This window comes from Mumia sp. zg.B17 (assembly GCF_019550915.1).
Lineage (GTDB): Bacteria > Actinomycetota > Actinomycetes > Propionibacteriales > Nocardioidaceae > Mumia.
In genome coordinates this window covers 513580-532623 of the sequence record NZ_JAHWCI010000006.1, presented here as the reverse complement: position 1 = coordinate 532623, position 19044 = coordinate 513580, and the positions used below count along the sequence as shown (strand labels likewise).

General features: G+C 69.8%; 16 protein-coding genes. 5 read left to right on the top strand and 11 right to left on the bottom strand.

Annotated elements, in window-relative coordinates:
* Positions 1–6: 6 nt before the first annotated feature.
* Both galE and KV097_RS10990 read right to left on the bottom strand, forming a co-directional pair.
* Positions 7–987, bottom strand: coding sequence for a UDP-glucose 4-epimerase GalE (galE, locus tag KV097_RS10995; protein WP_220365874.1), 981 nt, complete (start codon positions 985–987; stop codon positions 7–9).
* Positions 988–997: 10 nt separating this feature from the next.
* Positions 998–2128 carry a sorbosone dehydrogenase family protein gene (locus KV097_RS10990; RefSeq protein ID WP_220365873.1) on the bottom strand — a complete coding sequence of 377 codons (1131 nt, stop codon included), beginning with the start codon at positions 2126–2128 and terminating at the stop codon, positions 998–1000.
* A 147-nt stretch (positions 2129–2275) separates the two neighbouring features.
* Here KV097_RS10990 and KV097_RS10985 point away from each other — a divergent pair, with 147 nt between their 5' ends.
* The 3 genes from KV097_RS10985 (at position 2276) to leuS (ending at position 6934) form a co-directional block, all read left to right on the top strand.
* Complete coding sequence (locus KV097_RS10985; protein WP_220365872.1) at positions 2276–3991, top strand: sodium:solute symporter family protein; 1716 nt, start codon at positions 2276–2278, stop codon at positions 3989–3991.
* A gap of 12 nt (positions 3992–4003) precedes the next feature.
* Entirely contained in the window at positions 4004–4288 is a 285-nt protein-coding gene (locus KV097_RS10980; RefSeq protein WP_220365871.1) for a hypothetical protein, read from the top strand.
* Between the two features lie 168 nt (positions 4289–4456).
* Positions 4457–6934: a leucine--tRNA ligase gene (leuS, locus tag KV097_RS10975; protein ID WP_220346561.1), complete on the top strand. Its 2478-nt coding sequence runs from the start codon at positions 4457–4459 to the stop codon at positions 6932–6934.
* On the opposite strand, the gene KV097_RS10970 is transcribed toward leuS, so the two are convergent.
* Positions 6935–7348 carry a hypothetical protein gene (locus tag KV097_RS10970; RefSeq protein ID WP_220365870.1) on the bottom strand — a complete coding sequence of 138 codons (414 nt, stop codon included), beginning with the start codon at positions 7346–7348 and terminating at the stop codon, positions 6935–6937. It lies immediately after the preceding gene.
* Positions 7349–7454: 106 nt separating this feature from the next.
* On the opposite strand from KV097_RS10970, the gene KV097_RS10965 reads away from it, so the two are divergent.
* The gene (locus KV097_RS10965) at positions 7455–8111 is read left to right on the top strand and encodes a MerR family transcriptional regulator (RefSeq protein ID WP_220365869.1); all 657 of its coding nucleotides are present in this window, start codon (positions 7455–7457) and stop codon (positions 8109–8111) included.
* Here KV097_RS10965 and araA read toward each other — a convergent pair.
* The 8 genes from araA to KV097_RS10925 form a co-directional block, all read right to left on the bottom strand.
* On the bottom strand, positions 8087–9583 hold the full coding sequence (gene araA / locus KV097_RS10960; RefSeq protein ID WP_220365868.1) for an L-arabinose isomerase: 1497 nt from the start codon (positions 9581–9583) through the stop codon (positions 8087–8089). The genes KV097_RS10965 and araA overlap by 25 nt on opposite strands.
* Positions 9580–10278, bottom strand: a complete 699-nt coding sequence (locus tag KV097_RS10955) for an L-ribulose-5-phosphate 4-epimerase (protein ID WP_220344191.1) — start codon at positions 10276–10278, stop codon at positions 9580–9582. Before KV097_RS10955 ends, araA begins: the two co-directional genes overlap by 4 nt.
* Positions 10275–11954, bottom strand: coding sequence for a ribulokinase (araB, locus tag KV097_RS10950; RefSeq protein WP_220365867.1), 1680 nt, complete (start codon positions 11952–11954; stop codon positions 10275–10277). Before araB ends, KV097_RS10955 begins: the two co-directional genes overlap by 4 nt.
* Positions 11951–12979 (bottom strand): LacI family DNA-binding transcriptional regulator, encoded by a 1029-nt coding sequence (locus KV097_RS10945; protein ID WP_301021687.1) that lies wholly within the window; start codon positions 12977–12979, stop codon positions 11951–11953. Before KV097_RS10945 ends, araB begins: the two co-directional genes overlap by 4 nt.
* Positions 12976–13992, bottom strand: coding sequence for a galactofuranose ABC transporter, permease protein YjfF (yjfF, locus tag KV097_RS10940; RefSeq protein ID WP_220365866.1), 1017 nt, complete (start codon positions 13990–13992; stop codon positions 12976–12978). Before yjfF ends, KV097_RS10945 begins: the two co-directional genes overlap by 4 nt.
* A complete protein-coding gene (locus KV097_RS10935; protein ID WP_301021688.1) occupies positions 13989–15017 on the bottom strand; it encodes an ABC transporter permease in 1029 nt (342 codons plus the stop codon). Before KV097_RS10935 ends, yjfF begins: the two co-directional genes overlap by 4 nt.
* Positions 15010–16590 carry a sugar ABC transporter ATP-binding protein gene (locus tag KV097_RS10930; protein ID WP_255559412.1) on the bottom strand — a complete coding sequence of 527 codons (1581 nt, stop codon included), beginning with the start codon at positions 16588–16590 and terminating at the stop codon, positions 15010–15012. The genes KV097_RS10935 and KV097_RS10930 overlap by 8 nt, the downstream gene beginning before the upstream one ends.
* A gap of 79 nt (positions 16591–16669) precedes the next feature.
* Complete coding sequence (locus tag KV097_RS10925) at positions 16670–17644, bottom strand: ABC transporter substrate-binding protein (RefSeq protein ID WP_301021690.1); 975 nt, start codon at positions 17642–17644, stop codon at positions 16670–16672.
* Between the two features lie 520 nt (positions 17645–18164).
* On the opposite strand from KV097_RS10925, the gene KV097_RS10920 reads away from it, so the two are divergent.
* Positions 18165–19022, top strand: a complete 858-nt coding sequence (locus KV097_RS10920) for a DegV family protein (RefSeq protein ID WP_220365865.1) — start codon at positions 18165–18167, stop codon at positions 19020–19022.
* Positions 19023–19044: the final 22 nt, after the last annotated feature.

The window sequence follows — 19044 nt, the reverse complement described above, 5'->3', positions numbered from 1 at the left end:
CGCGGGTCAGTCCGGCACGTCCTGGCCGAGAACGTGCACCCACGACCCCCAGGCGCTTCGGACCATCTCCTCGAGAGAGTGACGCATCCGCCATTCGAGGTCCCGAGCGGCGAGGTCGCCCGAGGCGACGATGCGCGCAGGGTCGCCGGGGCGTCGTGGACCGGTCTCGGGGACGAAGTCGACACCGGTGACGTGCGCGATGGTGTCCATGATCTGGCGCACCGAGACGCCCTCGCCGCTCCCGAGGTTGTACACGTCCTCGAGCAAGGCATCCTCCGCGAGGGAGCGCGCGGCGACGACGTGGCTGTGGGCGAGGTCCGACACGTGGACGTAGTCGCGCACGCAGGTGCCGTCCGGCGTCGGGTAGTCGACGCCGTTGATGACCGGGACGCCGCCGTCGGTCAACGTCTTGAAGACCTTCGGGAAGAGGTTGTGTGGGCTGGAGTCGTAGAGGTCGTCGTCGCCGGAGCCGACCACGTTGAAGTAGCGCAGCGAGGTCTGCCGCAGCCCGGTGGCTCGGGCCTGCGCCCGCAGCACCCACTCGTCGACGAGCTTGCTCTCGCCGTACGGCGACTCCGGAGCCGTCGGCGTCGACTCGGTGACGAGGTCGGTGTCGGGAGTCCCGTAGACCGCGGCCGAGGACGAGAAGACGACCGAGTTCACGCCGACCTCAGCCAGCGCCTGCAGCAGGTGGACGGTGCCGGTGACGTTCTGCTCGTAGGTGTGGATCGGCCGCTGGACCGACACGCCCGCGTACTTGAACGCAGCGAGGTGCACCACCCCGACGACCCCGTGCTCGCGCAGGACCGTACGGACGAGCTCGGTGTCGGTGACGTTGCCCTCGACGAACGGGACGTCGGCGGGGACGAACTCGCGGTGGCCCGACTCGAGCGAGTCGAGCACGACGACGCCGATCCCGGCGTCGGTGAACGCGCGGACGACGTGGGAACCGATGTAGCCGGCGCCGCCGGTCACGAGCCAGGTCATGCGATCGACCCTAACCGACCACGACGCGCAGGATCCGGTCGTCGTCGGCTCCCGGCTCCCCGCGACCGTCGGTGTTGCTGGTCGTCACCCACAGGCTTCCGTCGGGTGCCGGCACGGCGTTGCGCACGCGCCCGAGGCCGGCGTCGCCGAGGAGGCGGCGCGGTCGGCCGGCGTCGGCCCCGGACAGCGGCACCGCCCACACGCACTGACCGCGCAGCGCAGCCACGTACGCCGTCCCGTACGCGACGCCGACACCCGCAGGCGACGCGTCGTCGGTGCTCCACCACGCCTTCGGCCCGACGAGACCGCGTTCGTCCGTGGGCCCCTCCGTCTGGGGCCACCCGTAGTTGCCGCCACGCTCGACGAGGTTGAGCTCGTCGGTGGTCTGGTCGCCGAACTCGGCCGCCCACAGCCTGCCCTGTGCATCGAACGCGAGCCCTTCGACGTTGCGGTGGCCGTAGGACCAGACGCGGTTGCCGAAGGGGTTGTCCTCGGCGGCACGGCCGTCGAGGGTCATCCGCAGCACCTTGCCCGAGGGTGAGTCGACGTCCTGGGCTCGGTCGCGTTCGCCGGCGTCACCGGTGCTGGCGTAGAGCATCCGGTCGGGTCCGATCACGAGGCGGCCGCCGTTGTGGTTGAACGCTCGCGGTATCCCGTCGAGCAGCACCTGCGGGCGTCCGAGGCGGCGTCCGTCGTACGACATCCGCACGATCCGGTTGTCGTCTGGGGACGTGAGGTACACGATCACGGCGTCGCCGCCGGGGACGAGGACGATCCCCAGGAGCCCGCCCTCGCCGCTGTCGGTGTCGACGTCGGGCACCTCACCGATCGTCGTCGCGTTGCCGCCCCCGACCTTGACCACCCGCGCGGTGTCTCGTTCGGTCACGAGGGCCTGGCCAGCATCGAGGAACGCGAGCCCCCACGGCACCGTCAGTCCGTCGGCGACCACACCGTCGATCCGGAGACGGGTCGGGTCGTCGGGGCCGCGGGGAGCGGGCGTCGTCGGGGGCACCGACGACGGGTCGGTGGTGGGGACGGTCGTCGGAGTCGGGTCGGTGGAGCCGTCTCCGCGGCAGCCGGTGGCCAGGCCGGCTCCGGCGACGGAGAGCGCAACGAGAAGCTCGCGGCGAGTCAGCGTCATGGGGAGAGTGTGGCCCACCGGTGGTGACGGGACCGTGGCACGACCTCCGACGACGTTCTCTTCTGCCCTGCCGATGCTGCGCTTCGGGAGTAACGTGCCGTTCGGGACAGACCTCTGACCCGACACCACCGACGACCGGGAGGGCGGATGGACGGCACCGTGGTCTGGGCGGCAGACGAGAGGCTTCGTCTGGACACCGGCTTCTCCGACTACCTGATCATCCTGATCTACTTCGCCTTCGTCCTCGGCATCGGCCTCCTCGCCAAGCGCCAGGTCTCCAGCAGCATCGACTTCTTCCTGTCGGGGCGCTCGCTGCCCGCGTGGGTGACCGGTCTGGCCTTCATCTCAGCCAACCTCGGCGCGGTCGAGATCATGGGCATGTCGGCCAACGGTGCACAGTACGGCCTCCCGACGATGCACTACTTCTGGATCGGCGCGGTGCCGGCGATGCTGTTCCTCGGCGTCGTGATGATGCCGTTCTACTACGGCTCCAAGGTCCGCAGCGTGCCGGAGTTCATGCGGATGCGTTTCGGGACGGGCGCGCACCTGGTCAACGCGCTGAGCTTCGCCGTGGCCCAGCTGCTGATCGCCGGCGTCAACCTCTATCTGCTCGCCCGCATCGTCAACGTCATCCTCGGCTGGCCGTTGTGGGTGTCGCTGATCGCCGCAGCGATCGTGGTCCTGACCTACACCACCCTCGGTGGCCTGTCGGCGGCGATCTACAACGAGGTCCTCCAGTTCTTCGTCATCGTCGCGGCGCTGCTGCCGCTCACGCTCGTGGCTCTGCACAAGGTCGGCGGGGTCAGCGGGCTCACCGACAAGATCTCGGCCACCCCGGGCGGCGGCGAACAGCTCTCGTCCTGGCCCGGCACCAACCTCACGGGCATCGACGACCCGTTCTGGTCCGTCGTGGGGATCGTGTTCGGACTCGGCTTCGTGCTGTCGTTCGGCTACTGGACGACGAACTTCGTCGAGGTGCAGCGGGCGATGGCGTCGAAGTCGATGTCGGCCGCGCGCAGCGCCCCGATCATCGGCACCTTCCCCAAGATGTTCGTCCCGTTCATCGTCGTCGTCCCCGGCATGATCTGCGCCGTGCTGATCCCGGAGATGATCGACCTCAAGGCCGGCGACGACAGCTCCGGGGTCGCGTACAACGACGCGATCCTCCTCCTGATACGCGACCTGCTGCCCAACGGCATGCTCGGACTCGCGATCGCAGGCCTCCTCGCGTCGTTCATGGCCGGCATGGCAGCCAACATCTCGGCGTTCAACACGGTCTTCAGCGTGGACCTCTGGCAGCAGTACGTCCGCAAGGACAAGCCGGACGGCTACTACACGAGCGTCGGCCGCTGGGCCACGGTCGGTGCGACCGTGGTGGCGATCTTCACCGCGCTGATCGCGTCGAGCTACTCGAACCTGATGGACTACCTCCAGACCTTGTTCGGGTTCTTCAACGCGCCGTTGTTCGCGACGTTCATCCTCGGCATGTTCTGGAAGCGGATGACCGCCACCGCCGGTTGGGTCGGTCTCGTGTCCGGCACGGCAGCAGCGGTCGTCGTCGCCTTCCTCAGCGAGGACGCCTTCGGCAGCGCCAGTGTGGGCGTCATCCCGCTCGGGGGCCAGGGTGCGAGCTTCGTCGCGGCGAGCGCAGCGTTCGTGGTCGACATCGTGGTCAGCTACGTCGTGAGCCTGATGACCCAGCCGAAGCCGGCCGCCTCGCTGCGTGGCTTCGTCTACTCGCTGACGCCCAAGGACCAGCTGCGCGACCCGCTCGCGCACCTGCTCCCGTGGTACCAGCGCCCGACCGTGCTCGCCGCGATCTCGTTGGTCATGGTGATCGCCTTGAACATCATCTTCTGGTGAGAAGGAGCAACGATGGCTGAGGGCAAGAGCCGCTTCAAGATCGCGTCGGCGTTCGACATCCGGACGATCATCGGTGCCCTGATGGGCATCTATGGCGTGATCCTGACCTTCCTCGGCATCTTCAACGCCTCCGACGCCGAGCTGAGCAAGGCCGACGGCTTCAACGTCAACCTCGTCAACGGGCTGATCCTGCTCGGCGTCTCGGCCGTGTTCGTCACCTGGGCGATCCTGCGGCCGCTGGTCGTCGAGGACGTGCCGCCCGAGGCGCTGGAGGACCGCGACCAGCGCGCCGAGTAGCGCGCTAGCATGGGAGCCGTGTACGACCTGCACCTTGTCGAGCCACGCTGATCCCGACCCCGTCAGCGTGGCAGCCCCTCTGCCCAGAGGGGCTGTTCTGTGTACGGGCACGGTTCGGTGTCGCAGATCACCCGGTCGTACGAGGACGTCATTGCGGAGGAGACCCAGGTGAGCACCCAGCAGGGCGAGGCGGCGTCGTACGACGTCCGCGCGGTCCAGGACAAGTGGCGCGCGGTGTGGGACGAGCTGCGGCCGTACGACGCCGACGGCACCGACCCCGGTCGCGAGCGGCGCTACGCGCTCACGATGTTCCCCTACCCGTCCGGCGACCTCCACATGGGCCACGGCGAGGTCTTCGCGCTGCACGACATGCTGGCGCGCTACTGGCGGCTCAAGGGCTACGACGTGCTCAACCCGATCGGCTGGGACTCCTTCGGGCTGCCCGCCGAGAACGCTGCCATCAAGCGCAACGAGAACCCAGCGACGTTCACGTACGACAACATCGAGACGCAGGCCGAGTCGATCCGGCGCTACGGCGTGAGCTTCGACTGGACGCGTCGCCTGCACACCTCCGACCCCGAGTACTACCGCTGGACCCAGTGGCTGTTCCTGCGGCTGTTCGAGCGGGGCCTGGCCTACCGCAAGGCGTCCTACGTCAACTGGTGTCCCAACGACCAGACCGTTCTCGCCAACGAGCAGGTCGTCCAAGGGTTCTGCGAGCGCTGCGGCGCCGTGGTCACCAAGCGTGAGCTGACCCAGTGGTACTTCAAGATCACCGACTACGCCCAGCGGCTGCTCGACGACATGCAGCAGCTGGAGGGCCGGTGGCCCGAGCGCGTGCTGACCATGCAGCGCAACTGGATCGGACGCTCAGAGGGTGCGTGGGTGTCGTTCGTGGTCGAGGGGCGCGAGGAGCCCGTGCGGGTCTTCACCACCCGGCCCGACACGCTGTACGGCGCGACGTTCATGGTCGTCGCCCCCGACGCCACGCTGGCCGGTGAGCTGGTGTCCGACGATCAGCGGCCCGCCTTCGAGGCGTACCTCGAGCGCACCAAGCAGGCCACGGAGATCGAGCGCCAGTCCACCGACCGTCCGAAGACCGGGGTGTTCCTGGGCGTCCACGCGACCAACCCGCTGACGGGCGAGCCCATGCAGGTGTGGGCCGCCGACTACGTCCTGGCCGACTACGGGTCCGGCGCCGTGATGGCCGTGCCGGCCCACGACCAGCGCGACCTCGACTTCGCCCGGACGTACGACCTGCCGGTCCGCCGCGTCGTCGACGTGCCGGGGGAGGGTGACCCGGCCGAGACCGGCGTCGCGACCACCGGTGACGGGGCGTACGTCGGCTCGCCGGTGCTGGAGGGCGTCACCGACAAGGCCGAGGGCATCGAGGTGACGATCGAGACGCTGACCGAGAAGGGGTTGGGCGAGGGCACGGTCAACTTCAGGCTGCGCGACTGGCTGCTCAGCCGTCAGCGCTACTGGGGCTGCCCGATCCCGATCGTGCACTGCCCCGATTGCGGTGAGGTCGCGGTGCCCGACGAGCAGCTGCCGGTCGAGCTGCCCTACCTGACCGGCGCCGACCTCGCGCCGAAGGGCACCTCCCCGCTGGCCGCCGCGACGGACTGGGTCAACACCACCTGCCCCCGCTGTGGTGGCGCCGCGCAGCGTGACACCGACACGATGGACACGTTCGTCGACTCCTCGTGGTACTTCCTGCGCTACTGCTCGCCCGACCGGACCGACGCGCCGTTCGCCCCCGAGGACGTCAACCGGTGGATGCCGGTCGACATGTACGTCGGTGGGGTCGAGCACGCGATCCTGCACCTGCTCTACAGCCGCTTCTTCACCAAGGTGCTCCACGACATGGGCCTGGTGGACTTCGTCGAGCCGTTCACGTCGCTGATGAACCAGGGCCAGGTCATCAACGAGGGCAAGGCGATGAGCAAGTCGCTCGGCAACGGCGTCGACCTCGGTCAGCAGATCGAGCAGTTCGGCGTCGACGCGGTGCGCCTGACGCTGCTGTTCGCCGGGCCACCCGAGGACGACATCGACTGGGCCGACGTGTCACCGACAGGCTCGTCGAAGTTCCTGCAGCGGGCGTGGCGCGTTGCGCACGAGGTGGCGAGCGATCCGGGTGCCGACGTCACCGCCGGTGACGTCGCGCTGCGTCGGGTCACGCACAAGACGGTGGCCGACGCCGAGCAGCTCTACGAGTCCAAGCGCTTCAACGTGGTGATCGCGCGTGTGATGGAGCTCGTGAACGCCACGCGCAAGACGATCGACTCCGGTGCGGGTGCGGCCGATCCCGCGGTCCGCGAGGCGGCAGAGGTCACGGCGATCCTGCTCAGCACGGCAGCGCCCTACGTGGCCGAGGAGATGTGGGCGGAGCTCGGCCACGCTCCCTCCGTCTCGCAGCAGCCGTGGCCGACGGTCGACCCGGCCCTGCTGGTCGACGACACCGTCACGTGCGTGGTCCAGGTCAAGGGGAAGGTGCGCGGCAAGCTCGAGGTCGCGCCCTCGATCTCCGACGACGAGCTCGAGGCGCTCGCGCTGGCCGAGCCCAACGTCGCTCGGCACCTCGAGGGCGCCGTGATCCGCAAGGTGATCATCCGCGCTCCGAAGCTCGTCAACATCGTCGTCTGATCACGCGGTCGCGCCGGTCACCACGAGGCTGATCCCCGTGGTGGCCAGCCCGAGCGTCAGGACCGCGGCGCCCGTCCAGATCAGGGCGACCAGTCGGCTGGGGCGCTGCGGGTCGTGCCCGAGGACCGACAGGAAGAAGCCGGCGGGCATCACGATCGCCGCGACGAGGACGCCGAGCGGGCCGAGCCACGCCCACGGGTCGGCGACGTCGGCGGCGCTGGTGAGCAGGAGGGTCACGAGCCCGAGGATCACGAGCACGCCCGCGTGGGCGTGGCCCGCCCGGAAGAACGACGTCTGCAGGGCGTTGGCCGGCTTGCGACCGCCCACGACGCGCAGGAGGAACACCCCGCCCGACTCGATGGTGATCACCGTGAGCACGACGATGCCCGCGGTGAGCGTGGATGCGGCGTTCATACGTTCTCCTGACGTGTGAACCCTCCGTTTTTGGAGAGTGCGACTATCCAATATTAGATAGTGATACTCTCCAGTACGTTAAGGGACTTCTCGAAGGGGACACGTCGTGAGGATCTCCGAGCTCGCCCACGCATCCGGCGTCGCCGTCGCGACGATCAAGTACTACCTGCGCGAGGGCCTGCTCCCGCCCGGTCGATCGACGAGCGCGACGCAGGCGACGTACGACGAGGGCCACCTCCAGAGGCTCCGCCTGGTCCGCTCGCTCGTCGAGGTCGGCGGGCTTCCGCTGGCCAAGGTCCGCGCCGTGCTGGCGGTCATCGACGACCCAGGTCCCGACCCGTACGCGGCGGTGGGTGACGCGCTCGCGGCCCTGCCGCCGTACGTCCGCGACGAACCACCGTACGCCCGCGCCACGGCGGCGCTCGAAGCCATCGGCCTCGCCCACGATCCCGGATCAGCGGCGGTGGCCCAGCTCGAAGCGGCGCTCGCCGGTCTCGAGGCGGCGGGACGGCCGCTCGACGCGGAGGCGGTCGGCCGGTACGCCGAGCAGGTCGCGGCGATCGCTCGGCGCGAGGTCGCGTCGGTCGAGCCCGACGGCAGCGGCGCCCAGGATCCGGTGGCCACCGTGGTCCAGGACGTCGTGCTCGGGACGGTGCTCGTCGAGCCCGTCATCCTCGCGCTGCGACGCATCGTCCACGCCGCGCTGTTCCGCGAACGCCACGCCGCTGGTGACGACGGTCAGAACCCTGCGGCGAGCCGGTAGTAGGCCTGGTTCCAACGCAGCTCGTGGCGCAGCCCGCGCGTCGTGGTCGAGGCGTCGATGTGGACGATCTCGGTGCGCAGCATCTCGGCCAGGTCGTCGAACTCCTCGAACCCGACCGCGGTCGTGAGGACCGTGTGGTGCGGCCCGCCCGTCATCAGCCAGGCCTCGGCCGCCGCCGTCAGCGACGGGTGGGCCTCCCACACCGCGCAGGCGACGGGGAGCCGGGGGAGCGGCTCGTCGGGCTCCACCAGCGTGACGTCGTTGGCGCTCAGGCGGAACCGGTCGCCCTGGTCGGAGAGACCGACGACGATGCCCTCGCCGGGATCGGCCACGAAGCGGAGGCGCACCGGATCCTCCCGCCCTCCCATCGACAACGGATGAACCTCGACGGTCGGGCGCTCCGTGGTGAGGCTCGGGCAGACCTCCAGCATGTGGGCGCCGAGGGACTTCATCCGGCCCGGCGCCAGGCTGTACGTGTAGTCCTCCATGAACGAGGTGCCGCCCGGCCGGCCGCCCGCCATCGCCTTGGTCGCCCGGACCAGCGCCGCCGTCTTCCAGTCGCCCTCGCCGCCGAAGCCGTAGCCGTCGGCCATCAGCCGCTGGACGGCGATGCCCGGGAGCTGCCGCAAACCTCCGAGATCCTCGAAGTTGGTGGTGAACGCACCGAATCCGCCCTCGATGAGGAAGGCCCGCAGGCCGGCCTCGAGCCGAGCGGCATACCGCAGTGCGGCGCGCTGCTCACCGTCGGCGCGCAGAGCGGGGGCGACGGCGTAGAGGTCGTCGTACTCGGCGACGAGCTTGGTGACCTCCTCGTCGCCGACCTGGTCGACGACGGCGACCAGGTCGTTCACGCCGTAGGTGTTGACCGAGACTCCGAGGCGCAGCTCGGCCTCCACCTTGTCGCCCTCGGTGACAGCGACGTCACGCATGTTGTCGCCGAAGCGCGCCAGCCGCAGGGAGCGGAGGTCGGCGAACGCCGCCGCCGCGCGCGCCCAGGTCGCGACCCGGGCGCCGACGGCGGGATCGGTGACGTGGCCGGCGACGGTCTTGCGGGGGATGCCGAGCCTGGTCTGCACGAACCCGAACTCGCGGTCGCCGTGCGCCGCTTGGTTGAGGTTCATGAAGTCCATGTCGATCGTCGCCCACGGGATCTCGACGTGGTGCTGCGTGTGCAGGTGGAGGAGCGGCTTCGCGAGCGCGTCGAGGCCGGAGATCCACATCTTCGCCGGCGAGAAGGTGTGCATCCACGCCACGAGGCCGGCGCAGGCGTCGTCGGCGTTGGCCTCGAGCACGAGGCGGCGGATGGCGTCGGACGAGGTCAGGACGGGCTTCCACACCACCGGGAGCGCCAGGTCGTCGGTGCGGTCGAGCGCGTCGGCGATGTCGCGCGACTGGGCGGCGACCTGGCGGAGGGTGTCCTCGCCGTAGAGGGTCTGGCTGCCGGTCAGGAACCACAAGACGCGATCGGTCATCGGTGTTCTCTCTCTCCGGCCCCCTGGCCGTAGGCGTTCTGGTAGCGCTCGTAGAGGCGATCGACGTCCGCAGGGGCGATCTGCACCGGCTCCCCGATCTGGCGGCTGATGTGGACGGTCCGAGCGACGTCCTCGCACATCACGGCGGTCTTCACCGCCTCCAACGCATCCGCGCCGACCGCGAAGACGCCGTGGTTGCGCATCAGGACCGCGCGCGACCGGCTCCGTGCCAGCGTGACGACGATGCCGCGACCGATCGAGTCGTCGCCGATCAGCGCGAACGGACCGATCGGGATCTCCCCGCCGAACTCGTCGGCGATCATCGTCAGCGTGCACGGGATCGGCTCGCCGCGCGCCGCCCACGCCGTCGCGTAGGTCGAGTGGGTGTGCACGACGCCGTTGACGTCCGGTCGGTGGCGATAGACGTAGGCGTGCGCGGCCGTGTCGCTGGACGGAGCCAGGTCACCGTCGAGCAACCGGCCGTGCAGGTCCGTGACGACGATCGACTCCGGGGTCAGCGCGTCGTACGCGACCCCGCTGGGCTTGATCACCAACGCGTCCTCACCGGGGACCCGCGCCGAGACGTTGCCAGCCGTCCACACGACGAGGCCGTAGCGCGTCAGCTCGGCGTGCAGGTCGCACACCTCGCGGCGCAACCTCTCGATGGTCCGGCGGACCTCATCGGCGACCGTCATCGGGCACCTCCGCGTGATCGTGAGGCGTCGTCTCGCAGGGTGCGCAGCCGGTGCATCACGTCATTGCCACCCCGACCGAAGTAGTCGTGCAGCGTGACGTACTCGGCATAGAGCCGGTCGTACGCACGCGCACGCTCCTCGTCGGGGACGTAGACCGCCTTGCGCACCGACCCCATCGCCTTCGCGGCAGCGCGTATGTCCGCGTACGCGCCGGCCGCGACGGCGGCATGGAGTGCGGCGCCCAAGGCGGGGCCTTGTGCCGACCCGACCACGGACAGCGGGAGCCCGGTCACGTCGGAGTAGATCTGCATCAGCATCGCGTTGCGGACCAGACCACCCGCGACCACCAGCTCCTCGACGGGCACCCCGCTGCGCCCGAACGCATCGATGATCGTGCGCGTCCCGAACGCGGTCGCCTCGACGAGCGCGCGGTAGACGTCCTCGGGGCGCGTCGCGAGGGTCTGGCCGAGCACGACGGCGGAGAGGTCGTGGTCGACGAGGACCGAGCGGTTGCCGCTGTGCCAGTCGAGCGCGACGAGACCGTGCTCACCGACGGCCTGCTCCGCCGCGAGCGCGCTGAGGTGCTCGTGGACGGTAACCCCCGCCGCGGCCGCAGCCTCGTGCACGTACGGCGGCACCCCGTGGTCGACGAACCAGGCGAAGATGTCACCGACGCCGCTCTGGCCCGCCTCGTAGCCCCAGCGTCCCGGCACGATGCCGCCGTCGACCACGCCGCACATCCCCGGGACCTCGCGGAGGACCGACGAGCTCATCACGTGGCACGTCGAGGTCCCCATGATCGCGACCATCTGACCGTCGTCGATCGCCTGTGCCGCCGGCGCGCTCACGTGCGCGTCGACGGTGCCCACGGCGACCGGGATGCCCTCCGGCAGGCCGGTCCACGCCGACGCGGCGGCCGTCAACGTGCCCGCCGCCTCTCCGAGCTCGGCGACCGGCTGATCGACGTGGTCGTCGACGAACCCACCGAACGCGGGATGGAGGGTCGTGAGGAAGTCTGTGTCCGGATAGCGCCCGTCCTGATAGATCGCCTTGTAGCCGGTGGCGCCCGCGTTGCGCACGTACGTCGCGCAGAGCTGCCAGACGATCCAGTCCGACGCCTCCACCCACCGGTCCATCGCGGCGTAGACCTCCGGATCCTCCTCGAGCACCTGGAGCCCTTTGGCGAACTCCCACTCGGACGAGATCAGTCCTCCGTACCGGGACAGCCACGGCTCGTCGCGCTCGGCGGCCAACGCGTTGATGCGGTCGGCCTGCGGCTGCGCCGCATGGTGCTTCCAGAGCTTGACGTACGCGTGCGGGCGGTCCTCGAACCCTTCCACCTCGCACAGCGGGGTGCCGTCGGCGGTGGTCGGCACCATCGTGCACGCGGTGAAGTCGGTGCCGATCGCGATCACGTCGGCGGGGTCGATGCCGGCCTGCCGGATCGCTTCGGGCACGGCCGTCCGAAGGACGTCGATGTAGTCGGACGGCACCTGGAGCGCCCAGGCGGGCGGCAGCCGCCGCTCCGGTCGTCCCGGCAGCGCGTCGGTGACGACCCCGTGGGCGTAGACGGACTCCGCGCTCGCCACCTCTCGGCCGTCGTCGACCGCGACGACGAGCGCGCGACCTGACAGCGTCCCGAAGTCGACCCCCACCACGTACTCTGCCCTGCTCACGAGGACACCTCCGGCCGGTACGGGCGCGCGGTGCTCGCGCGCAGGATCACGTCGGGGGAGACGAGGCGCTCGAGCGGGGGCTCGACCCCCTTGATGCCGGCGTCGAGGAACGCGATCGCCCGACGGCCGACCTCGGCGAAGTCCTGCCGGACCGTCGTGAGGGGTGGCTGCAGGTACTCCGCCTCTGGAGTGTCGTCGAAGCCGACCACGCTGACGTGCTGCGGTGCCGGGCGTCCGCCCTCCTGATAGGCGCGAAGCAGGCCGATCGCCATCTGGTCGTTGGCGACGAAGACGGCCGTCGTCTCCTGGGCGGCGACGAGCGTCCTGCCTGCGGCATAGCCGCTGCGGGCCGACCAGTCGCCGAGCAGCAGCGTGCCCGGGTCGAGCCGCGCGTCGGCGAGGGCTTCCCGCCATCCGGTCTCACGTCCGTCGGCCTCCGTCCAGCTGCGGGGACCCCGTACGTGGGCGATCCGCGTGTGACCGAGCTCGACCAGGTGCGACGTGGCTGCGTACGCCCCCGCACGCTGGTCGACCCCGACGACGTTCGGCGCCTTCGAGAGGTCGCCCTCGACCACGACGAACGGCACTCCGAAGTCCTGGCGGCTCACCAGCTCGAGGGCCTCGACCTGCCCGGCGATCATGACGATCCCCTCGACCGCTTGGCGCAGCAGGTGGTCGATCGCGTCGGTGAGCGTGGACTCGGTGACCGACGCGAGGCTCACGGACCCGGCGAACCATCCCGCACCGCGGGCGGCGTCCTCGACCGTGCGGTGGATGCTGTTGGGCCCGTACAGGCCGCTGCCGGTGCTGATGATGCCGATCGTCGAGGACCGTCGAGTGACCAGTGCCCGCGCGGCGGTGTTGGGTCGGTAGCCCAGCTGGCGGATCACCGACTCGACGCGCTCACGGGTGGACGGGCGGATGTTGGGGGAGCCGTTGATGACGCGGGAGACGGTCTGGTGGGAGACCCCCGCAGCCCGGGCCACGTCCGCCATCACCGGTGGGCTCTGACGATCGGTGCTCACGAGATCTCCCGGCGGTTGAAGAAGCGTTGCAGGACGACGAAGACGAGCAGCAGCGCGCCGATCGAGATCCGCGTCCACCACGAGCTCAGTGTCCCGTCGAAGGAGATGAACGTCTGGATGGTGCCGAGCACCAGCACCCCGAGGAGCGAGCCGATCACCAGCCCGTACCCACCGGTCAGCAGCGTGCCACCGATCACGACCGCGGCGATGGCATCGAGCTCCATGCCGACCGCGTGCAGGCTGTAGCCGGAGAGCATGTAGAGGGAGAAGAGCAGGCCGCCGAGCGAGGAGCAGAAGCCGCTGATCGCGTACACGCCCACCTTCACGCGTGCGACGGACAGACCCATCAGCACCGCAGAGGCCTCGCTCCCGCCGACGGCGTACACGCTGCGCCCGAAGCGGGTCAGGTGCAGCACCCACGCCGCGGCGAGCACCACGGCGAGCGCGATCAACACCGTCGGGGTCACGTAGAGCTCCCCGGGAAGCGTGATCGACGCAGCGGAGATCGACTGGAACGTCTCGTCCCTGATCGGGATCGACTTCACGCTGATGAGGTAGCAGAGCCCGCGGGCCAGGAACATCCCCGCCAGCGTCGCGATGAACGGCTGCACCTCGAAGTAGTGGATGACCAGGCCCATCGCCAGCCCGAGCGCGGTCCCGGTGAGCAGGACCGCCAGGATCGCCAGCGCCGGCGGCCAGCCGGCGCGCAACGTCGCCGCCGCGATCATCGTCGACAGGGCGACGACCGAGCCGACCGACAGGTCGATGCCGCCGGTCAGGATGACGAACGTCATGCCGACCGCGAGCACGATGAGGAACGCGTTGTCCACGAAGAGGTTGAGGACGACCTGAGGCGAGGCGAAGCCCTCGTAGCGGACCGCGCCGACTCCGAACATCCCGACGAGCAGGGCGAACGTCGCCAGGACGGGGAGCAGCTGGGACGGAGGGGAGTAGCCCTTCACCCGGTCGGCGAGGGAGCGCGTGGCGATCTCCGGCCTGGTCACGGTGCTCATGCTCGACCTGCTCTCACGAGGGCGGATCGGTCGCGTCGACGACGCCAGACCGCAGCCCGTGCCTTGGGCGACTGGAGGAGGCAGACCGCGATGACGACGACGGCCTTGAAGAGGTAGTTGGTCTCCGCCGGGATGCCGATGGTCGGGATGGTGGTCGAGAGCGTCTGGATGAACAAGGCGCCCACCAACGTCCCCGCCAGCGAGAACCTCCCGCCGGCCAGCGACGTACCCCCGATGACGACGGCGAGGATCGCGTCGAGCTCGATCCACAGACCGGCGTTGTTCGCGTCGGCCGCGCTGGTGTTGGCCGCGATCATCAGTCCGGCCAGGCCGGCGCAGAACGCAGAGAAGACGTAGACGGTCCACAGGATCGTCCGTGAGCGCACGCCGGCGAGCCGACTCGCCTCGGGATTGACCCCGACGGACTCGACCAGCATCCCGAGCGCGGTACGGCGGGTGACCAGCGCGGTGACCGCGAACACCGCCATGGCGATGAGGACCGCGATCGGGAGCGTCAGGAGGTAGCCGGCGCCGAGTCCTCGGAAGAAGGAGTTGTTCACCGTGGTGATCTGGCCTCCGGTGACCAGCATCGCGAGGCCGCGCCCGGCGGTCATGAGCACGAGCGTCGCGATGATGGGTTGGATCCCGAGCACCGACACGAGGAAGCCGTTCCAGAGGCCGAGGAGGACACACACGGCGAGGGCGAGCGTGACCGCGGTGATCGCGGTCCCGGTCGACGCGGGGGCGGGGGACCCGGCGAGATGGACGCACGCGACCGCGCCCGCGATGGCCGCGATGGCCCCGACCGACAGGTCGATGCCGCGGGTCGCGATGACCAGGGTCATGCCCAGGGCGACCAGGAGCACGGGCGCGCCGTTGCGGGCGATGTCGACGAGGCTCCCGTAGAGGTGGCCGTCCTGCATCCGGATCTGGAGGAACGACGGCGTGGCGGCCACGTTGACGGCGAGCAGGAGGACCAGTGCGAGCACGGGCCAGAAGAGGCGGTGCCGGGCGAGGTCACGCACGGGCGGACTCCTCCTCACGCGCGATGATCGCCATGAGGTCGTCGGTGGTCACCCCGGTGTTCGGGATCTCATCGACCTTGTGACGGTCGCGCATCACCACCAGCCGGTCGCTCAGCCGCAGCACCTCCTCGAGCTCGGCCGAGATGAAGACGATGCCCATCCCTTCGTACGCGAGATCGTCGACGACCTGCTGGATCTGTGCCTTGGCGCCCACGTCGATGCCGCGGGTGGGCTCGTCGAGCAGAAGCACGTCGGGCTGCATGATCAGCCACCGCGCGAGCAGCACCTTCTGCTGGTTGCCACCGCTGAGGTTGCGCATCAGCGCGTCCGGGTTCGCCGGGCGGATGTCGAGCATCTCGAGGTGCTTGATCACGAGCTGGTCGCGGGTACGTGGTGGCACCGGACGGAGCCAGCCGCGAGCGGCCTGCAGACCGAGCATCATGTTCTCGGCGACCGTGAGGTCGCCGATCACCCCCTCGGAACGGCGGTTCTCGCTGGAGAAGCCGATCTTGTGGTCCACGGCCCGACGCGGTGACCGAAGCGCGACCCGTCGCCCGCGAACCTCGACGCTTCCGCTGTCCGAGGCGTCGGCACCGAACAGGAGCCGCGCCAGCTCGGTGCGGCCCGAGCCCAGCAGGCCCGCGATACCGATCACCTCACCGTCGTAGACGTCGAGGTCGGTCGGGGCGAGCGACCCCTTGCGCCCCAGACCCCTCGCGCGCAGGACGGGCGTACGGCGTTCGTCCGGCTGGCGGGAGGGCTCACGGTGCAGCCGCTCGAGGACCTCGAGCTCGCGCCCGAGCATCTCCTCGACGAGCTCCAGGCGCGTGACGTCACGCGTGAGGTGCTCACCGACGATGCGACCGTTGCGGAGCACGGTCATCCGGTCGGAGATCGCGAAGACCTGCTCGAGGAAGTGGGAGACGAAGAGGATCGCGACACCTTGGGAGCGCAGGGACCGGACGACCTCGAACAGCTTGGCGACCTCCTCGCTGTCGAGGCTTGCCGTCGGCTCGTCGAGCACGAGGACGCGGGCCTCGATGTCCACCGCACGACCGATCGCGACCAGTTGCTGCACGGCGATCGGATGGTCACCGAGGCGGGAACGGGGCGAGATGTCGAGCCCGAGCCGGCCGAGCACCTCGCTCGCGCGACGGTTCATCCCCCGGTGGTCGATGCGCCCCAGCCGACGAGGCTCCCGACCGAGGAGCATGTTCTCGGCCACGCTCAGGTTGGTGCAGAGGTTGACCTCTTGGTAGACCGTGCTCACCCCTGCGTCCTGCGCAGCCGCGGGCCCGGTGAAGGCATGCTCGGCTCCACCGACCCAGATCGTGCCCGAGTCGGTCGCGTACACGCCGGTGAGGGCCTTGATCAACGTCGACTTCCCCGCGCCGTTCTCGCCCAACAGTGCGTGCACCTCTCCCGGGAACAGCCGGAAGTCGACGTCGTCGAGCGCCGTCACCCCGGGGAACCTGATCGTGATCCCGGTCATCTGGACCACCGGGTCGACCGGCGTCCGTCCCCGGGGCGACGTCCCCGAGGAGGGGTACGCGTCGGCGGACATGTGGGTCATCTCGAGTCCTCGCCTCGTGTCGGGACGGGTGTGGCGGCCGGGCAGCCGGTCGGCGGTGGCGCCGACCGGCTGTCAGCGCTCAGTACTGACGGTCGGGCAGCGCAGCCTTGGCCTGCTCCTGGTCGAACGTCGTCTCCTCGGTGACCACGCGCTCGGGCACCTCCTCGCCGGCGACGACTTTCTGGGCGAGGTCCATCAGCTGCGGGCCGAGCAACGGGTTGCACTCGACGATGAAGTTGATCTTGCCCTGGGACAGCGCCGTCATCCCGTCCTTGACGGCGTCGACGGTGATGATCTTGATGTCGGTCCCGGGCTTCTTGCCGGCCGCCTCGATGGCCTCGATGGCGCCGAGCCCCATGTCGTCGTTGTGGGCATAGACCACGTCGATGTCCGGCTGCGACTTCAGGAACGACTCCATGACCTTCTTGCCCCCGTCGCGGGTGAAGTCACCGGTCTGCGACGCAGTGACCTCGATCCTCGGGTCCGCGCCGATCTTCTCCTTGAATCCGTCGGCTCGATCGATCGCGGGTGCCGCGCCGGTCGTCCCCTCGAGCTGGACCACGTTGATCGAGCCGTTGGTGTCGGTGTCTGCTGCGTCGGCGTTCTCGACGAGCCAGTCGCCGGCCTTCTCGCCTTCGAGGACGAAGTCGGAGCCCAGGAAGGTCTCGTACAGTGACGTGTCGTCGGAGTCGACCGAGCGGTCGGTGAGGATCACCGGGATCTTGGCCCGCTTGGCTTCCTGGAGGACGGTGTCCCACCCCGTCTCAACCACCGGGCTGAAGGCGATCACGTCGACCTTCTGCTGGATGTAGGACCGGATGGCCTTGATCTGGTTCTCCTGCTTCTGCTGGGCGTCGGAGAACTTGAGGGTCACGCCCTCTTGCTTCGCGGTGTCCTTGATGGACTTCGTGTTGGCTGTGCGCCACCCGCTCTCGGCGCCGACCTGGGCGAAGCCCATGGTGATGCTGTCGTCGTCCGACGCGTCGCTGCTGTCGCCGCCCCCGCACGCGGCGAGGCTGCCGACGAGCACGGCGCCGACGGCGGCTGCGCTCACTCTCCTGATCATGAGGTTCCTCCGTCTACGGGGCCGGCACCGGCTCTGGTGCGGGCCAGGGGCGCAGGCGGACAACTGCTCCCCAGTCGCTCTCAATGTGACGGACGCCACACTGATAAGAAGAGATTGTTAACGCTCACATTCGCTGCCGTCAAGAGGCGTGGCAGTTCGCCGTCGCCCGACGGGCGCGCGGCGGTCCTGGCTGCAGTCCGTACGGGAAGGGTGCGAGTTGGCTCGATCACGGCATCAGCGCAGGTCATGGCCGTCACCGCCGCCCGCCTCTCGCCTCGGCACACGCGGTCACACGCGCTGCCGCGCAAGGTGGCCGTCCTGGCGGCGGTGCCCGCCCGCGCGGGCGGGCCGTGTCATGACAACCTCTCGGGTGTTAACGATCACATCGCGAGGCGCCGCGCTGGTGCTCCTCCTGGGCTCGCGTCCCGTCGCTTCGATGACATCCGGTCAGGGGAGCCCGGCACCGGACCGGGGGTGCTTCAGAGAGAGTCCGACTACCCTCACCCCCATGACCCTCGCCATCGTCACCGACTCGACGGCATCGCTGTCGGTCGACATCGCGTCGGCGCGTGACGTCACGGTCGTGCCGCTCGAGGTCGTCGTGGACGGCCGCTCGTACACCGAGGGTCTCGACGTCACGTCGGCCGACCTCGCGCGGGCGCTTCGTGCGGGGCGCGCCGTCGGCACCTCGCGGCCCGCGCCCGAGCGCTTCTCCCGCGTCTACGCCGGCCTGGCCGAACGAGGTGCGGAAGCGATCGTCTCCGTGCACCTCAGCTCCCGGGTCTCCGCGACGCTGGAGTCGGCGCAGCTGGCCGCGCAGGACTGCACCGTGCCGGTCACCTGCGTCGACAGCCTCCAGGTCGGGATGGCCACCGGGTACGCCGTGCTGACTGCCGCGGACGCGCGCGACGCGGGGAAGTCCGCCGACGACGTCGCCAAGGCTGCCCGCGACCGGTCGGAACGCGCGACGACGTACTTCTACGTCGCGACGCTCGACTATCTGCGCCGAGGCGGTCGCATCGGGACGGCATCCGCGCTGCTCGGCTCCGCCCTGTCGGTGAAGCCCATCCTCGGGGTGAAGGACGGACGGGTGCGGCCGATCGAGAAGGTCCGGACCTCGACGCGCGCCATCGCCCGTCTCGAGGAGCTCACGGCACAGGCCGTCGCGAGCCACGGTGACGAGGTGGACGTCGCGGTGCAGCACCTCGATGCGGACGCGCAGGCGCGGGCTCTGGCTGAGCGTCTCGGGGAGTCGTTGGGGCGCGAGTCGATCGACGTCATGGAGGTCGGTGCGGTCATCGGCGCCCATGTCGGTCCAGGTCTGCTCGCCGTCACGGTCTCGGCGCAGATGCCGTCGCTGGGCTGAGCGCCCCCAGGCTGATGTCCGT